General features: G+C 72.1%; 17 protein-coding genes. 8 read left to right on the forward strand and 9 right to left on the reverse strand.

Annotated elements, in window-relative coordinates; genetic code table 11:
- Nucleotides 1-186: 186 nt before the first annotated feature.
- The 5 genes from ACFU3E_RS22060 to ACFU3E_RS22080 all read right to left on the reverse strand — a co-directional run bounded on the left by ACFU3E_RS22060 (nucleotide 187) and on the right by ACFU3E_RS22080 (nucleotide 4,428).
- Nucleotides 187-1,434, reverse strand: a complete 1,248-nt coding sequence (locus ACFU3E_RS22060; protein ID WP_384160695.1) for a glycosyltransferase — start codon at nucleotides 1,432-1,434, stop codon at nucleotides 187-189.
- A 332-nt stretch (nucleotides 1,435-1,766) separates the two neighbouring features.
- Nucleotides 1,767-2,774 carry a trypsin-like serine peptidase gene (locus ACFU3E_RS22065; protein ID WP_384160698.1) on the reverse strand — a complete coding sequence of 336 codons (1,008 nt, stop codon included), beginning with the start codon at nucleotides 2,772-2,774 and terminating at the stop codon, nucleotides 1,767-1,769.
- A 232-nt stretch (nucleotides 2,775-3,006) separates the two neighbouring features.
- Nucleotides 3,007-3,492 carry an SRPBCC family protein gene (locus tag ACFU3E_RS22070; RefSeq protein ID WP_384160701.1) on the reverse strand — a complete coding sequence of 162 codons (486 nt, stop codon included), beginning with the start codon at nucleotides 3,490-3,492 and terminating at the stop codon, nucleotides 3,007-3,009.
- Between the two features lie 340 nt (nucleotides 3,493-3,832).
- Nucleotides 3,833-4,000 (reverse strand): hypothetical protein, encoded by a 168-nt coding sequence (locus ACFU3E_RS22075; protein ID WP_384160704.1) that lies wholly within the window; start codon nucleotides 3,998-4,000, stop codon nucleotides 3,833-3,835.
- A gap of 140 nt (nucleotides 4,001-4,140) precedes the next feature.
- On the reverse strand, nucleotides 4,141-4,428 hold the full coding sequence (locus ACFU3E_RS22080) for a zinc-ribbon domain-containing protein (protein WP_384160707.1): 288 nt from the start codon (nucleotides 4,426-4,428) through the stop codon (nucleotides 4,141-4,143).
- A 157-nt stretch (nucleotides 4,429-4,585) separates the two neighbouring features.
- On the opposite strand from ACFU3E_RS22080, the gene ACFU3E_RS22085 reads away from it, so the two are divergent.
- Nucleotides 4,586-5,077, forward strand: coding sequence for a DUF5949 family protein (locus ACFU3E_RS22085; RefSeq protein ID WP_384160710.1), 492 nt, complete (start codon nucleotides 4,586-4,588; stop codon nucleotides 5,075-5,077).
- 54 nt (nucleotides 5,078-5,131) lie between these two features.
- On the opposite strand, the gene pgm is transcribed toward ACFU3E_RS22085, so the two are convergent.
- Both pgm and ACFU3E_RS22095 read right to left on the reverse strand, forming a co-directional pair.
- On the reverse strand, nucleotides 5,132-6,772 hold the full coding sequence (gene pgm, locus ACFU3E_RS22090) for a phosphoglucomutase (alpha-D-glucose-1,6-bisphosphate-dependent) (RefSeq protein WP_384160713.1): 1,641 nt from the start codon (nucleotides 6,770-6,772) through the stop codon (nucleotides 5,132-5,134).
- 229 nt (nucleotides 6,773-7,001) lie between these two features.
- A complete protein-coding gene (locus ACFU3E_RS22095) occupies nucleotides 7,002-7,430 on the reverse strand; it encodes a hypothetical protein (protein WP_384160716.1) in 429 nt (142 codons plus the stop codon).
- Between the two features lie 138 nt (nucleotides 7,431-7,568).
- Here ACFU3E_RS22095 and ACFU3E_RS22100 point away from each other — a divergent pair, with 138 nt between their 5' ends.
- Together ACFU3E_RS22100 and ACFU3E_RS22105 are read left to right on the forward strand one after the other, a co-directional pair.
- Nucleotides 7,569-7,715 (forward strand): hypothetical protein, encoded by a 147-nt coding sequence (locus ACFU3E_RS22100; protein ID WP_384160719.1) that lies wholly within the window; start codon nucleotides 7,569-7,571, stop codon nucleotides 7,713-7,715.
- Nucleotides 7,716-7,821: 106 nt separating this feature from the next.
- Nucleotides 7,822-8,697, forward strand: coding sequence for a hypothetical protein (locus tag ACFU3E_RS22105; RefSeq protein WP_384160722.1), 876 nt, complete (start codon nucleotides 7,822-7,824; stop codon nucleotides 8,695-8,697).
- Nucleotides 8,698-8,704: 7 nt separating this feature from the next.
- On the opposite strand, the gene ACFU3E_RS22110 is transcribed toward ACFU3E_RS22105, so the two are convergent.
- Nucleotides 8,705-9,655, reverse strand: a complete 951-nt coding sequence (locus ACFU3E_RS22110) for a DUF1731 domain-containing protein (RefSeq protein WP_384160725.1) — start codon at nucleotides 9,653-9,655, stop codon at nucleotides 8,705-8,707.
- Between the two features lie 116 nt (nucleotides 9,656-9,771).
- Between ACFU3E_RS22110 and ACFU3E_RS22115 the strand changes: the two genes are divergently transcribed.
- Entirely contained in the window at nucleotides 9,772-10,098 is a 327-nt protein-coding gene (locus ACFU3E_RS22115; protein ID WP_031113632.1) for an antibiotic biosynthesis monooxygenase, read from the forward strand.
- A gap of 74 nt (nucleotides 10,099-10,172) precedes the next feature.
- Here ACFU3E_RS22115 and ACFU3E_RS22120 read toward each other — a convergent pair whose 3' ends face one another.
- Complete coding sequence (locus tag ACFU3E_RS22120; protein WP_384160729.1) at nucleotides 10,173-11,513, reverse strand: diacylglycerol/lipid kinase family protein; 1,341 nt, start codon at nucleotides 11,511-11,513, stop codon at nucleotides 10,173-10,175.
- Between the two features lie 325 nt (nucleotides 11,514-11,838).
- Here ACFU3E_RS22120 and ACFU3E_RS22125 point away from each other — a divergent pair, with 325 nt between their 5' ends.
- The 4 genes from ACFU3E_RS22125 (at nucleotide 11,839) to ACFU3E_RS22140 (ending at nucleotide 14,568) form a co-directional block, all read left to right on the forward strand.
- A complete protein-coding gene (locus tag ACFU3E_RS22125) occupies nucleotides 11,839-12,345 on the forward strand; it encodes an SRPBCC family protein (RefSeq protein WP_384160732.1) in 507 nt (168 codons plus the stop codon).
- Nucleotides 12,345-13,391, forward strand: coding sequence for an LLM class flavin-dependent oxidoreductase (locus tag ACFU3E_RS22130; protein WP_384160735.1), 1,047 nt, complete (start codon nucleotides 12,345-12,347; stop codon nucleotides 13,389-13,391). The genes ACFU3E_RS22125 and ACFU3E_RS22130 overlap by 1 nt, the downstream gene beginning before the upstream one ends.
- A gap of 73 nt (nucleotides 13,392-13,464) precedes the next feature.
- Nucleotides 13,465-13,872, forward strand: coding sequence for a hypothetical protein (locus tag ACFU3E_RS22135; protein WP_384160738.1), 408 nt, complete (start codon nucleotides 13,465-13,467; stop codon nucleotides 13,870-13,872).
- A gap of 567 nt (nucleotides 13,873-14,439) precedes the next feature.
- Nucleotides 14,440-14,568 (forward strand): hypothetical protein, encoded by a 129-nt coding sequence (locus ACFU3E_RS22140; protein ID WP_384160741.1) that lies wholly within the window; start codon nucleotides 14,440-14,442, stop codon nucleotides 14,566-14,568.
- The last annotated feature ends 16 nt before the right edge of the window (nucleotides 14,569-14,584 follow it).

The following is a 14,584-nucleotide window of genomic DNA, read 5'->3' on the forward strand; positions in this document are numbered from 1 at the left end:
ACCAGTACGAGGACTTCCGGCCGGCACGCCGAGAGCACGCACCGGACGCCGCTCCCCGACGGGCAAACGTTGCCTGCCGCGGCACTTGCCGTCGGGACGTGTTCCCCGGAGTTCACCGCGGCTCCCGTAGCGATCCGGCTGCACGACCGGTCTGCCGCGTGAAGCCGTCCGCACAGGGCAGCGCAGTCAGGCCGTGAGCCGGTCCAGGGCGGCAAGGACCGGGGTCACGCCGTCCTCTTCGTCCAGGCCGCGGGCCAACTCCCGGGCACGGTCGCGGCGGTGAGGGTCGCCCGTGGCGCTGTGCAGGGCGCAGGCCAGTGTGCCGGCGGTGAGTCGGCGCAGGGGGACGGAGCACGGGGCCGTCCCCAGGGCGACCAGGCGCGCCGCCCAGAAGAAGCCGTCGAACTGCACCGGCACCGGGATCGTGGGGACGCCCGCGCGCAGGACGGCGGCGGTGGTGCCGGCTCCGGCATGGTGGACCACGGCGGCCGTGCGGGGGAACAGCAAGGCGTGCGGCACGTCGCCCACGGTGATCACGTCGTCGTCATCGCTGCGGGCGGTGAGGTTCGCCCAGCCCTGCTGGATGATGCCGCGCAGTCCCGCAGTCCGCAGCGCGCGCACGATCTCGGCGCTGAGGTGCCCGGGGTCCGGCACCGTCGCGCTGCCCAGTCCGACGAACACCGGCGGGGGCCCGGCGGCCAGGAAGTCCTCCAGTTCACCGGGCAGCGTGCGCGTGTCGTGCGGCCACCAGTACCCGGCGATCTCCAGCCCGGGGCGCCAGTCCTTCGGACGGGACACGACCCGTCCGCTGAATCCGTGCAGCACGGGCCAGTGCGCTCGCTCGTGGGCCCGGCGACTCGCGGAAGGGCCGCGCGGCGTCATGCCGTGCCGGGTGCGCAGTCGGTGCGTGGCCTGCGTGAAGACGCGGTCGACGGCGGAGATGACGGCCCGTCCGCCCAGGTGGTTGCCCACCGTGCCGAGCGAGCGTCCGCCGAGCATGGGCGCGCCGAACTCGCGTGTCGGATGCTGGGGTTGGAGGAACAGGCCCATGCTGGGCAGGCTCAGCCCCTCGGCGATGGCGCGACCCAGCGGTGCCACGGCTCCGGCGGCCAGGACGACGTCCGCGCCGCGGGCCCCCTGGACCAGGGCGTCGGTCATCTCCTCGGCGGCGGACCGGGCCATCGACGCCGCGCGCAGCAGTTTGCCGAGGCCTGTGGTGCTGGCGTGCAGGTCGCGGCCGCGCTCGGAGTGGGACACGGCGTGCGGGTCGACCGGGGTCGGATGGAAGCGCACTCCCGAGCCGGCGGCCAGGGGTTCGAAGAGTCCGTGCGTGGCCAGCGTGACCTCGTGCCCGCTCCGCGCCAGCCCTGCGCCGAGCCCGGTGTACGGCGCGACATCGCCGCGTGATCCAGCCGTCATGATCACCACACGCATGGTTCCAGTGTGGACCGGCCGGGCGGTGGACACGCGGTGCATGACCGCACGTGGACGAAAATCGCCGGTGCGGGTGTCGTGCGGCCGGATCTGCCCATGGCGGGCCGGTTGCCGGTGTGCCGAGGAGCCATGGGCGCGGCCTGGCATTGTCGTGAGGTGGTGAGGGCGGTCGGCAGGCTGCGGGCCTGCTCGCCGTCCGGGGGCGGTGAGGCGGTGGCCTCCGCCCGGCGCCGACGACCGAGGATGGCCGGTTTCACTCCCTTCTCGCCCCACGGACGCAAGCCGGGTGCTCCGCCACGGTGTGGCGGAGCACCCGCTCCCCGTGGGGGAGATCAGGACGACTGGGCGCTCTGGTACAGGTTCTGGGCGTCCGCGCCGAAGTACGGGCCGTACATCGCGTTCGGCAGGAAGTTGTACTTGAAGCTGTTCACCGAGGACTGCAGGCCTGTCCCGGTGGCCTCGCTGAACTGGGTGAACCAGGGGCCTCCGCTGGAGCCGCCGGTCATGTTGCAGGTCAGGCCGTGGTCGTTGGAGAACAGGAAGTCGCGGGTGGTGGTGCCGCTGCAGTAGATGAACTTCTCGCCGTCGTAGGGCGCGGCGGCCGGGAAGCCGAAGGAGTACATGGCCTTGTTGTAGCCGGTGTTGAAGGCCAGGCCCTGGCCGCCGACGACATCGGTCAGCCTCCTCCCGTCCAGCGGGGCGACCACGGCCGCGCCGATGTCGTAGTTGATGTCCTCACTGGCCGTCCACTGAGGCGTGGACAGGGTCTTGGACGCGGTCCAAGTGCCGTACGGGCGCTGACCGTCGTGGTAGCCGGGTACGAAGACCCAGTTGGTGTGCCAGGCGCCCTCCATCTTCACGCAGTGGCCCGCGGTGATCACGGTGCTCTTGTTCGCGCTGGTGACGGCGTTGCCGGAACAGGACGCGGTGCGGCCCTGGTAGCTGAAGAACACCCGTCCCGCGGTCTTGGCCACCGCTCCCCCGCCGGACCAGGGTCCGCCGCCGTGTGGGAAGGCCAGGGGGCCCACGGCGGAGGCGGGCGCGCTGGGGGCCACGACCGTTGCCTTGCCCTTGCGCGGTGCCGGTGCCCGTACGTCGGTGCGGTCGACACCGAGGAGGTCGAGCGGGGTGGCCTCGCGCATCCGCTCCGGGGTCCAGAAGGCCAGGGCGCGTTCCTGCGCCGAGGGGGTCATCACACCGGGATCCGGTGCGGCGCTCGCCGGTGCGGCGGTGACGCCGGTCGCCAGGAGCGCGGCGACGCCGGCGAGCGCGCCGAGTACGGAGCGGTGGACTCGGGTGCTGCCGCCGGACGGGCGAGTGCTGCGGGGTCGGCCTATCACGCGGTCTCCTTCTGCTGTGGGGGCCGGGTGGCGGGAGGCCCGTCCACCCGGTCAGGCAGGGGTGTCACTGCGGACGGTCAGGGGGCAGCGTGCCACCAGGAGGCCGAGATGGACAGGTGCATGTCATGACGTTGGCTGAAAGTCCACGTGCTCTCCGCAGGGGGCCGGACGCGCGGGCACAGAAGAACCCGGCCTCACCGCGAGGCCGGGTTCGCAGAGTGTGCGGCTGGTGTCAGAGGATGGGGCCGGGGCCGCTGGGGCCGCCCGGCTGGACCCGGCCGCGCCAGGCGCCGGATTCGATTCCGCGCTCCTCGATGTACTGCTTGAAGCGCTTCATGTCGCCCTTCACCCGGCGGTCGATCGTGCCCATCATGTCCGCGGCCTTCTCCACTGCCCCACTGGGCTCGACTTCCAGCACGAGCTCCACCCTGGTGTGGGTGTCGTCCAGGCGCTCGAAGTGGACGGAGCCCCTCTGGTGGGTGTCTCCGCTGGTCGTGCGCCAGGTGACCCGCTCGTCGGCCAGCTGGTCGACGATCTCGGTGTCGAATTCGCGCCGCACCCCGGCGATCTTGGTGGTCCAGTGGTTGTGGCGGTCGTCCAGCTGCCTGACCTCCTCGACGCCCTCCATGAAGTTCGGGAACTCCTCGAACTGCGTCCACTGGTTGTAGGCGGTGTGGACGGGGACGTCGACTTCCACGGTTTCCTTGATGGTGCTCATCTGAATGCCTCCGTATTCACTGATCGACTGCAGGAGGCCCATCGGCCCACACAGGTCCGGGCCTGTGTGGGCCGAGTACCCGGGATGCTCCGTTTGCCACATCGGTTGCGATCAACGCCGGCCCGGCACGACTCAGGCCGCGGGGACAGTGGTCCTCGCCGTCTCCGAGCGGAAGCGGTGACCCAGCTCGGGGCCAGACCCGCTCCGCCCGGTGACAGCGCGCGGGCCCGGGCCCCCAACTGCGAGGCACACTCGGCGACTCGCGGCGGCTTCACGAGGCCGGCGAGGGCCGGGGTGAGCCCGACGCGGCGAACTTGTCCCGCTCGTGCCGGCGGACGGGCTACTCGGCCTCCGGGGAACTGGCTCCGGTGAGCGGGGCGAGGCGTTCCGTGTGTTCCCCCAACTCCGGCGAGGCGACGTCGACCACGAGTTGCGGTCGTTCCGCGAGATTGCGCACGGCCTGGCTCTCACCGTCCAGACTCAGGACGAGGTCCTGCCCCGGGCTCACGCGGAGGAGATCGGGGCGAGGTTGAAGGTGCCATCGGCGTTCTCGTTGGTCAGCAGGACCACGGGCGTGCCGAAGCGTCGCCGCGGGCAGGGGCCGGTGACGGCGTCGAGGCGGGTCCCGAAGCGGTCCGACCGCCGGAATCAGAACCGGTCGTGCTGCTGCGGCTGCCCGTGCGGCTGGCCGCTCGGGCCGTTCGTGCTCTGGGTCTGCAGCTGCTCCGCCTGCTCCTTGGTCACCTTCTCTTCCGCGCCGCAGAAGGTGCACTGCGTCAGGTACTTCGTCGAGATCGGGAACAGCGGTACGAAGAACAAAGTGAACTTCGTGACGCGCTTCCTGAGCGTGTGGGCGGCTGGGTTCTTGCACTGGCCGCACACGAGCGTCAGTATCGCCAGCTGGTACAGGTATCCCTTGGTGCCGAAGATGATCACGTGTCGGTCCTTCCCGGTCGGATCTTCACCCAGTGTCCTGTATCCCGGGCATGCCCGGGGGCACGGGCCCCTCGTTCGTGTGGAGAGCCCGGCGGGCGCTGGTCCAGTCGGGTGACGGCGGGGCGGGTGGCCACCGGTACGCCGATACGGTTCCGCGGTGACCTCGATCTCACCAGAAACGCAGTCCGTGCCCACCGACGACCTGGGTTCCCTCGTCGTCCAGTCCTGGCGGGGCACGACCCCCGACGGGGACGTCCCCTACCTCCTGGCCTGCTCCCTCGGAGACGGTGCGAACGGTCCGGAGGGCACCTCGAAGGCCATCGAGGAGCTGCTGCTGAGCGCCGGGCTCCCCCTGGGCGAGGGACTCGTCCACGCGGCCCAGCGGCCCAGCCTGCCGGTGAGCCTGCTCGTGGTGCCCGGCTCTGCCGTGCTTACCGTGCAGCACCTCAAGTCCCAGTTCGTCCCACCGGAGACCTGGCTGGAGGCTGTGGGTGAACTCGGCTACGCCTACCTCATCTTCACCACCCGGCCGTGGCCGCAGGGCGCCGAGCCCGGTGACGTCGAGACGCTCGCCGCCTTCACCTCCGACGAGGACGCCATGGCCTCCGCGGCGCATGTCGTCCTGCCCGCCCGCAGCCTGCGCGGCTGAAGCGCGTACAGCCCGGGCCACGTGTGGGTGGCCCGGGCTGCGGCGTTCCCGGGGTCAGCCGGACAGGGCCGCCAGCACCACGGACTTGGCCTCCTCCTGGACCCGGCCGAGGTGGTCCGGGCCGAGGAACGACTCGGCGTAGATCTTGTAGACGTCCTCCGTGCCCGAGGGGCGGGCCGCGAACCAGGCGTTGTCCGTGGTCACCTTGATGCCGCCGATGGACGCGCCGTTCCCTGGGGCCTCGGTGAGCACCGCCGTGACCGCGTCCCCGGCCAGGGTGTCGGCGCTGACCTGGGCCGGGGAGAGCTTGGCGAGCAGGGCCTTCTCCTCGCGGGTCGCGGGGGCGTCGATGCGCGCATAGGCCGGTTCGCCGAAGCGGGCGGTCAGCGCCGCGTAGTGCTCGGAGGGGGTCTTCCCCGTGACCGCCGTGATCTCGGAGGCGAGCAGGGCAAGAAGGATGCCGTCCTTGTCGGTGGTCCATACGGAGCCGTCCCGGCGCAGGAAGGACGCCCCGGCCGACTCCTCTCCGCCGAAGCCGATGGTGCCGCCGGCCAGTCCGTCCACGAACCACTTGAAGCCGACGGGCACCTCGACGAGCTCACGGCCCAGGTCGGCGGCGACCCGGTCGATCATGGCGGAGGAGACCAGGGTCTTGCCGATGCCGGTGGTGGCGGGCCAGCCCTCGCGGTGGGCGTACAGGTAGGAGATGGCGACGGCCAGGTAGTGGTTGGGGTTCATCAGGCCGGCGTCCGGGGTGACGATGCCGTGCCGGTCGGCGTCGGCGTCGTTGCCGGTGGAGATCTGGAAACGGTCGCGCTGCTCGATGAGCGAGGCCATCGCGTACGGCGACGAGCAGTCCATGCGGATCTTCCCGTCCCAGTCCAGCGTCATGAACCGCCAGGTGGGGTCGGTGTACGGGTTGACCACCGTCAGGTCCAGGCCGTGCTGTTCGGCGATGCGGCCCCAGTAGGCGACCGACGCCCCGCCGAGCGGGTCGGCTCCGATGCGGACACCGGCCGCGCGGACGGCGTCCAGGTCGAGCACGCCGGGCAGGTCGGCGACGTAGGTGCCGAGGAAGTCGTAGCGGCCGGTGGTGGGTGCGGCGAGAGCGCGGGCGTAGGAGACGCGCCGAACATCCTTCAGGCCGCCCCGGATGATCTCGTTCGCCCGGTCCTGGATCCAGGACGTCGCGTCGGAGGCGGCGGGGCCGCCGCTGGGCGGGTTGTACTTGAATCCGCCGTCTGCGGGCGGGTTGTGGGAAGGCGTGACGACGACGCCGTCCGCGCGGCCGGTCGCGCGGCCGCGGTTGTGGGTGAGGATGGCGTGCGAGACGGCCGGGGTCGGTGTGTAGCCGTCCGCCTCGTCGATCAGCACGGTGACCTCGTTGGCGGCGAACACCTCCAGGGCGGTGACGCGCGCGGGCTCCGACAGGGCGTGGGTGTCCGCGCCGAGGAAGAGGGGGCCGTCGATGCCCTGGCCGGCGCGGTATTCGCAGATGGCCTGGCTGGTCGCGGCGATGTGGTCGTCGTTGAACGCGCTCGCCAGTGACGAGCCGCGGTGTCCGGAGGTCCCGAACGTGACGCGCTGGCCCGGATCGTCCAGGTCGGGACGGCGCGCGTAGTACGCGGTGACCAGCCGAGCGACATCGACGAGATCTTCGGGTCCGGCCGGACTTCCCGCTCGCTCGTGCTGCATGGGCCCGCTCCTCCGCATGGGGTGTTCCTTCGCTTGCGGGTCTCATCCTTCCTCGTCACAGCGGTGACGCGCGAGGGGGCACCCCGGTGGAGGACGGATGTGCGCCATGCCACGCGGAAGACAGCGGCACGGAGCACGAGGAGGCGGCGCTACGGGCCCCCGGGACACCCGGTGGCGCGCCGCGCCGCCTGCTCCCCTCGTGCCGGCACGCCCATCGCGCCGGCCGTGCTCAGATCCGCCCGCCGGTGAGCCGGGTGAGGGGGCCGTGCGCACCGCGTTCCGCGCGGCGTCCGACGGCGTAGGACGCCGCGGTCAGGGCGGTCAGGCCCGCTCCGACGCCGGCGGCCACAAACTTGCGGTGGGCGATGACCGTCCAGGCCGTCTTCGCCGTGGTGGCGACGTGGCCGGAGGCCGTGACGACCGCCTGGCGGCCCGCCTCGACGCCCTTGGCCGCGGTCTGTGCGGCCGTCTTCGCCGTCTCGGCGGAGCGCTCCGCGCCGGACTTGGCCGCTGACGCCGCCTCACCGGCCTTGCCCGCGGCACCCTTCGCCGCCTGGGACGCCGGCTCGGTGGCCTTGTCCGCCGTGCGGCGGGCCTTGGACTCGGCGGTCTGTACGGAGGTCGGCTTCTGATTCGTGCGCTTGTTCTCTTCAGTCATGGACACCGACTTGCCTCTGACTCCGGCGGCAAACACATTCGGTCGCCCACCGATCGGGCAGGGGTGTGCCTGAGCACCGCGCCGGAGGGGTAGGCGCACTGCACGCAAGCGGCATCACGACAGGAAGGAAGGTGCGTCATGGCCGGAATGCTGGATCGCATCAAGCAGTTCGCCCGGAGCCCGCAGGGGCGGCGGGCCGTGGATCAGGCGCGGCGGGCCGCGGCCGACCCCCGCAAGCGGGCCCAGGCCCAGCGTCTGCTCGGCAAGCTCAGGGGTCGCCGCTGACCGGGCCGGCCGTTTCTCCCGGTTTCCAACTCCTTGGACACACAGGTGTGTTCATGCCCGACTTGGGCACTTGGGTCGCTCCACACACCTGAGAGGAGCTGGTCCGATGGGCAGGGCGGGAGACGGCAGGCGGGTCTGTGCCTTAGGCGTCGCCGGGGTCCTGGCGGGGACGGTGCTGGTCGGCTGCGGCGACGACGGCGCCTCGGGCGACGGCGCACGGGGCACCTCGGCGAAGTCGAGCGCCGGCGCCCAGGAGCAGGGCACGCAGGCGGTGCGATCGGCCTACGACAGGACGGCCGAGGAGGACACCGCCAAAGTGAAGCTGCGGGTGCAGACCTCGGCCCAGGGCGCGTCGCAGACCGCGAACGGGCAGGGTGCGGTGGATCTGGACGACGGCGACAGCGTCATGACCCTCACGGTGCAGGGGCAGCGGATCGAGCAGCGGGTGATCGATCAGGTCCTCTACCAGAAGATGCCCAAGGGCCAGGCGCCGGGCGGCAAGCCCTGGATCAAGATCGACCTGGGGAAGGTCACGGCTCAGCAGGGAACCGGCGACCGGTCCATGAGCGATCCGGCGCAGTCCGCCGCCTATGCCAAGGCGATCACCGACAAGGACGTGACCGAGAAGGGCACGGCCACGGTCAACGGCGTGAAGACCACGCACTACCGCGTCTCCGTCGACGTCGCCGAGCTGCCCAACGGCGACACCCTGCGCAAGCAGGTCGGTCCCACCCTGCCGATGGACGTGTGGCTGGACGACGAGGGCCGGATGCGCCGTCAGCAGATCGACATGACCGTCAGGGCTCCGGAGGCGACGCAGCGGTCCTCCGCCGATGCCTCGTCCGCGACTGAGAAGGTCACGGTGCGCACGGTCATGGACTTCACCGACTTCGGCATCGAGGTGGAGGCGGAGGAGCCGCCGGCCGGGCAGGTCACCGACATGACCGGCAAGGCCCTGGAGCAGGGCAAGCGCCAGAGCTGACCCACGGTCACCCCACCGCAGACCCGCGGAGGCGTCGTACGAGGTCATCCGCGGCCTGCGGCCACTCGGGACGCTCGAAGGCGAAGCCCGCCCCGAGCAGACGGCCGGGGACGACGCGGCGGCTCTTCAGCAGCAGTTCGGTGTCCGAGCGCAGGACGAACGCTCCGGCCTCGGCCATCCAGCGCGTCGCGGGCAGGCCCACCGGGACGCCCCACGCGACCCGCAGGGCGCGCATGAAGTCGCGCTGCGGCACGGGCCCGGGCGCGGCGAGATTGACCGGGCCCTCGATGTCGTCCCGGGCTACGAGGAACTCGATCGCCCGGGCGAAGTCCCGGTCGTGGATCCAGGACACGTACTGGGCGCCGCCGCCGACGGGGCCGCCGAGCCCGAGCCGGGCCAGCCGCAGCAGGGCGTCGAAGACGCCGCCACGGTCCGGACTCATCACCATCGCGGTGCGCAGGGCCACCTTGCGGGTGTGCGGGGTGTCGGCCGTCTCCTGTTCACGCTCCCAGGCCCTGGCGATGTCGACGCTGTACCCCCAGTAGCCGGGGACGTCGGGTTCGGTACCGCCGATCACTCCGGTGGCCTCGTCGTTGGCCGCGTCGAAGCGGTGGGCGTACACGGTCGCGGTACTCATCTGCAGCCAGACCCCGGGCGGGCGGCCGGCTGCCGCGATCGCCTCGCCCACGACCCGGGCGGAGTGGATCCGCGAGTCCCACATCTGGCGGAGGTTGGCGGGCGTGTAGCGGCAGTTGACGCTCCGGCCGGCCAGGTTGACCACGACATCACTGCCGTCGATCTCTGCCGCCCAGGGCCCCAGGGTCGCGCCGTCCCAGTGCACTTCGCCGGGCCCTGCGGGGTGCCGGCTGAGCACCGCGACGTCATGCCCCGCCGCGCTCAGCGCGCGCTTCAGAACGGTGCCGACCTGCCCGGTGCCGCCGGGTATCACGAACTTCATGAAGGTCTCCCCCTCGACGTGTGAGAGCGACCGTAGCCCATATTTGAACACGTTCAAAACCAGGGGGCGTGCGGGTCCCCATCTCCGCAGATGCGCCATCGGGCAAGATGGGGCCCATGAGCGTAGTCAAGATCAACGTGCTGACCGTGCCCGCCGAGCAGCGGGAGACGCTGGAGAAGCGGTTCGCCTCCCGTGCGCACGCCGTGGAGAACTCCGACGGGTTCGAGTGGTTCGAGCTGCTCCGCCCGGTGGAGGGCACCGACACCTACCTCGTCTACACCCGGTGGCGTGACGAGGAGTCGTTCCAGGCCTGGATGGAGGGGCCGATGAAGTCCGCGCACCAGGGCGGCGGCGAGGGCGGCGAACGGCCGAAGCCCGCCGCGAGCGGCTCGACACTGTGGTCCTTCGAGGTGGTGCAGCAGGCCGGTCCGAAGGAGGCGTGACCTACGGCGCAACGGACGAGGTCCCCCCTGCCAGATCGCAGGGGGGACCTCGTCCGTGACGGCCGTGACGGCACTCAGGTGCGCCGGGAACGGGTGGGCGCGGCGGTGCGGCCGACCGCGGCCGCCAGCTTGCGCAGCCGGCGCCAGTCGAGACGCGGGGGCGCCTCGGGGACTCCTGGGCGGTTGCGGGGCACCCGGACCCGCAGGGCGCGGCGCGCGATGCGGCAGTGGACGGGGGCGGGCATGCTGAGCGCTTCGCCGTCGAGGCCGACCTCCAGCTGCGGTTCGTCGGCGTCGACGACGACATGCTGGGCGGTGAGTACGGTGAGCCCCTCCGGGCGCGGGGACAGCAGGAGTTCGGCCGCTTCCACGGCACTGTCCACGCGGACGGCGAGCACGCCCAGCCGCCCGGAGTTGAGCCGCTCGCGCCGTCCGAAGCCGAAGGGGTCGTCCATGCGGTAGGCGTTGTTGCTGACCAGTATCGCCTGCGGGTCGGCGACGGTGGTGCCGTCGGCGGTGACCGTCAGACGCGGGCCGCTCTGCCGGGTGAGCAGGTCGGGCAGGCGGTCCAGGGCGGCGCCCACCTTGTCCTCGCGGTAGCCGGGGCTCTGGACGACGGCCCCGTACACGCCGAACGAGGCGTTGTTCACGAACGGGCGGCCGTCGGCGAACCCGAGGTCGACGCGGAGTTCCACGCCGTCGGTGAGGGCGTCGAGGCAGGTGGCGGGGTCGTCCCGGTCCAGGCCCAGGTCCATGGCGAAGTGGTTGCGCGTGCCGGCGGCGATGACGAGGAACGGCAGGCCGTGGTCCGCGGCGACCGCCGCGACCAGGGCCTGGGTGCCGTCACCGCCCGCGACGCCCAGGAGGTCGGCTCCGTCGGCCACCGCGGCCTTGGCCAGGGCGGTGACGTCCTGGTGCTGGTCCGGGTCGAGCAGAAGGACCCGGGCGCCCAGCGACTCGGCCTTCTCCTGCAGGTTGAACTTTTCGACCTTGCCGCCGCCGGAACGCGGGTTGAGCAGCAGGAAGGGGCGCAGTGGCGGCGGTGTGCGGTACTCCTTGACCCGTACGGACCGAAGGCCCGTGCTGCGCAGGGCGTAGCGGCCGCTCCAGACCGCCGCGCACCACAGGAGCAGGGACAGGAAGACCACCCAGAGCAGATTCGCGGCGGCGAAGAGGGTGATGAGGCCGACGGGCGCCACGACGGCCAGCGCGGCCGACGCGATGCGGACCGCTCCCCGCCGGGACAGGACCCACCAGAGCGCGGCAGCGGTCAGGGCGAGTCCCGCGAGGCCCGCCACGAGCAGGAGCAGCCCTCGCAGACCGCCGGAGACGAGCGGCAGCAAGGCCGCCAGGGCGGCCGCGGCCAGGGCGCCCCTGGCCGCCCATCTCTGCCGGCGGTGAGCCCGCTCGTCCATCGCCGATCTCATCTCGTCCTCCGCTCGAAGGCCGTCGCGGGCGGACTCCCGCGACCGCGCCCGGCCGTGACCATGGTGCCCGCCGACGCGTCGGCCCTGCCACCGCCATCCTGGATGGCTCCCCCGCCGCCGGGCACGTCAGACGTGAAGAGCCCTGGGGGCGGAGCCATCGGTAGCGTACGCGGCCTCGTGGGCGCGGTTCCGCGCACCGGGGCACCTCGGCACGCCCCCTCCTCTCCTCCGAACCATCTCCCTCTTGACCTGGTGAGTCTTATTACGCAACCCTATTGGTCACAGTTCCTGTCGACGAGGAGGCCGGCACGCGATGGAGTGGACGGGCGCGCGGTACGCGGACCGGCCGACGGTCGAGGTGACGACATGGGTCGCCGCCCCGCCGGGGAGGGTGTGGGCGCTGGTGTCGGATGTGACGCGGATGCCGGAGATGAGCGAGGAACTGCAGTCGGCGCGGTGGGCCGAGGGTGCGGCCGGGCCGGCCGTCGGGGCCCGGTTCGTCGGCCGGAGCAGGCATGAGCAGTTCGGCGAGTGGGAGACGACCTCGACCGTCGTCGCGTGCGATCCGGAGCGGCTGTTCGCCTGGGCGGTCGGTGATCCGGCGGAGCCCAGTGCCCTCTGGCGGTTCGGGCTCGAGCCGAGGGACGGCGGGACCCGGTTGTCGCAGTGGATGCGGATGGGGCCCGGGCGCTCGGGGCTGTCGCTCGCGATCGACGCCATGCCGGAGAAGGAGCAGAAGATCGTGTTCGTGAGGCTGCGGGAGTTCGAGCGGGGCATGACCGCCACGCTGGAACACATCAGGCAGCGGGCGGAGGCGTGATGCGCGCGGCGACGACCGTCGAGGCGGCGGCTCTGGGCTCCTGGCCCCGGCAGGCCGACTTCGTCGTGGAGGCCGAGAAACTGGGGCTCGACGTCTGCTGGGTGGCCGAGGCCTGGGGCTCCGACGCCCCGTCCGCCCTGGGCTTCTACGCGGCCCGTACGGAGCGGATGCTGCTCGGCTCCGGGGTCATGCAGGTCGGCACGCGCACTCCGGTCGCCCTCGCGCAGACGGCGATCACCCTGTCCAACCTGTCCGGAGGACGGTTCCTGCTGGGGCTCGGCCCGTCCGGACCGCAGGTGATGGAGGGCTTGCACGGGGTGCCGTTCGCCCGCCCCCTGGCGCGGGTCCGCGAGACGGTGGAGATCGTGCGGCAGGTGGTCGCGGGCGGCAAGATCTCCTACTCGGGCTCGGAGTTCGGCATTCCGCTGCCGGGCGGGGAGTCGGTGCCGATGCGTCTGTCCCTGCGCGCCGAGCACCCCGTCCCCGTCTACCTGGCCGCGCTGTCGCCCGCCATGCTGCGGCTGACGGGCCGGGTCGCGGACGGCTGGCTGGGCACCAGCTTCGTCCCCGAGGGTGCGGCGGAGGCCTACTTCGCTCCGCTGGACGAGGGGCTGGCCGCCGCCGGCCGTGGGCGTGCCGGGTTCGACGTCTGCCAGGGCGCCGAGGTCGCGTTCGCCCGGGACGAGGAGGCACTGGCCGCCATGGTCGCGGGCCGGAAGAAGGAACTCGCCTTCAGCCTGGGCGGCATGGGTTCCGCGTCGACGAACTTCTACAACCGGGCCTACAGCCGGCAGGGCTGGGCCGAGATCGCGGCGGAGGTCCGTCAGCGCTGGCAGGCAGGCGACCGGGACGGTGCGGCCGGTCTCGTCACCGACGAGATGGTGCTGGCCACCACGCTCATCGGCACGGAGGAGATGGTGCGGCGGCGCCTGCGCGTCTGGCGCGACGCCGGGGTGGACACGGTCCGCCTCTACCCGGCCGGAGAAGCCCTCGGCGACCGGCTCGACACGCTCGGCAGGGCGATCGAGCTGGTCCACGAGATCTGATACCGGGGCAAGCCGGTGGGCTCCCCTGCTGATCATCGGCCGTCACGAACAACAGGAGGGCTCCGTGCGGGCCATGGCTACCGTGACGACGACCGCGCTGTGCCTGCCGGCGAGCGCGGTCCTGGCCGGGTGCGGTACCGGCGGCACCGGCGAGGACGGATCCGCAGGCGACATCCTCGACGAGGCCGACGCGACGATGCGGAAGCTGGACACCGTCACCGTCGGCATCACCCACCGCGCCAAGAGCAGCGGCTCGGTCACCAGCCACCTCGTGACCGAGCTGGACGGCCGGTGCAGGTCCAGAACCATCTGGTCCGGTGGCGGCACCCTGGAGCCGATCCGTCCGGGCACGACCGACTACGTCCGCCCGGACCGGGCCTACCTGCAGAAGTGGAAGAACAAGCCGGGCGTCACCGGCGAGCAGGAACTGTGGGCACGCAGCGCACCACCACGTCGTTCAGCGGTTTCGACGAACCGCTGAACGTCCGGGCGCCGAAGCCGGGTGAGGTGCTGAGCGTCGGCGGCTGAGCACCCGCTGGACGGCAGCGCTTTCCGTTGGAATTCCGGCGGCAACCGGCCGAGTCGGACGAATCGTCACACCAGGGCTTGACGGGGCGGAGCTGGGCTCGGCCTACTGGAAGGCGCAGCCGGCCGTGTCGGGGGTCTGGTCCGGTGCCGGCCCTGGGGTCGAGTCCAGTCCGTACTCCCCCGCCGGAACGCAGGTCAGGGGTCTGATGGTGCGGCGACGTTGGGCAGCGGCGGTGGGCGGCCTGGTGGCCTGCCTGCTGCTGCAACTCGTCGTTCCGGGGCTCGCGGGAGACGCTCGTTCGGCAGTGGCGGTCACCGAGGCGGTGGACGCGATGGAGCCAGGCGCCGCTTCGAGCGCGCGGGCCGAAGAGCCGTGTCCGTGCGAGGGGGAGCCCTCGGTCCGGCAACTCGCGGCGCGGACACCCCGGGCCGCCGGGGCTGCCGGTTTGAGCCCGGTGGTGACCGGGGCGGCCGTGGCGGGCGTGAGTGCTGCGGACCTGCGTGCGGCGGGAGCGGGCCCATGTCCGGGGGCGGCCGGATCCACCCCGAGCGCCGCCCGGTTGCAGACGTTCCGCTGCTGAGCGACGGCAGTACCGCCAAGGGCCTGCGCCGTGCGGCCCGGGAACTGTCCGGTGCCGGTACGCGGTGATGTGCAGGCCTTCGTG

The sequence above is a fragment of the Streptomyces sp. NPDC057424 genome (genome assembly GCF_042803315.1).
Classification (GTDB): domain Bacteria; phylum Actinomycetota; class Actinomycetes; order Streptomycetales; family Streptomycetaceae; genus Streptomyces.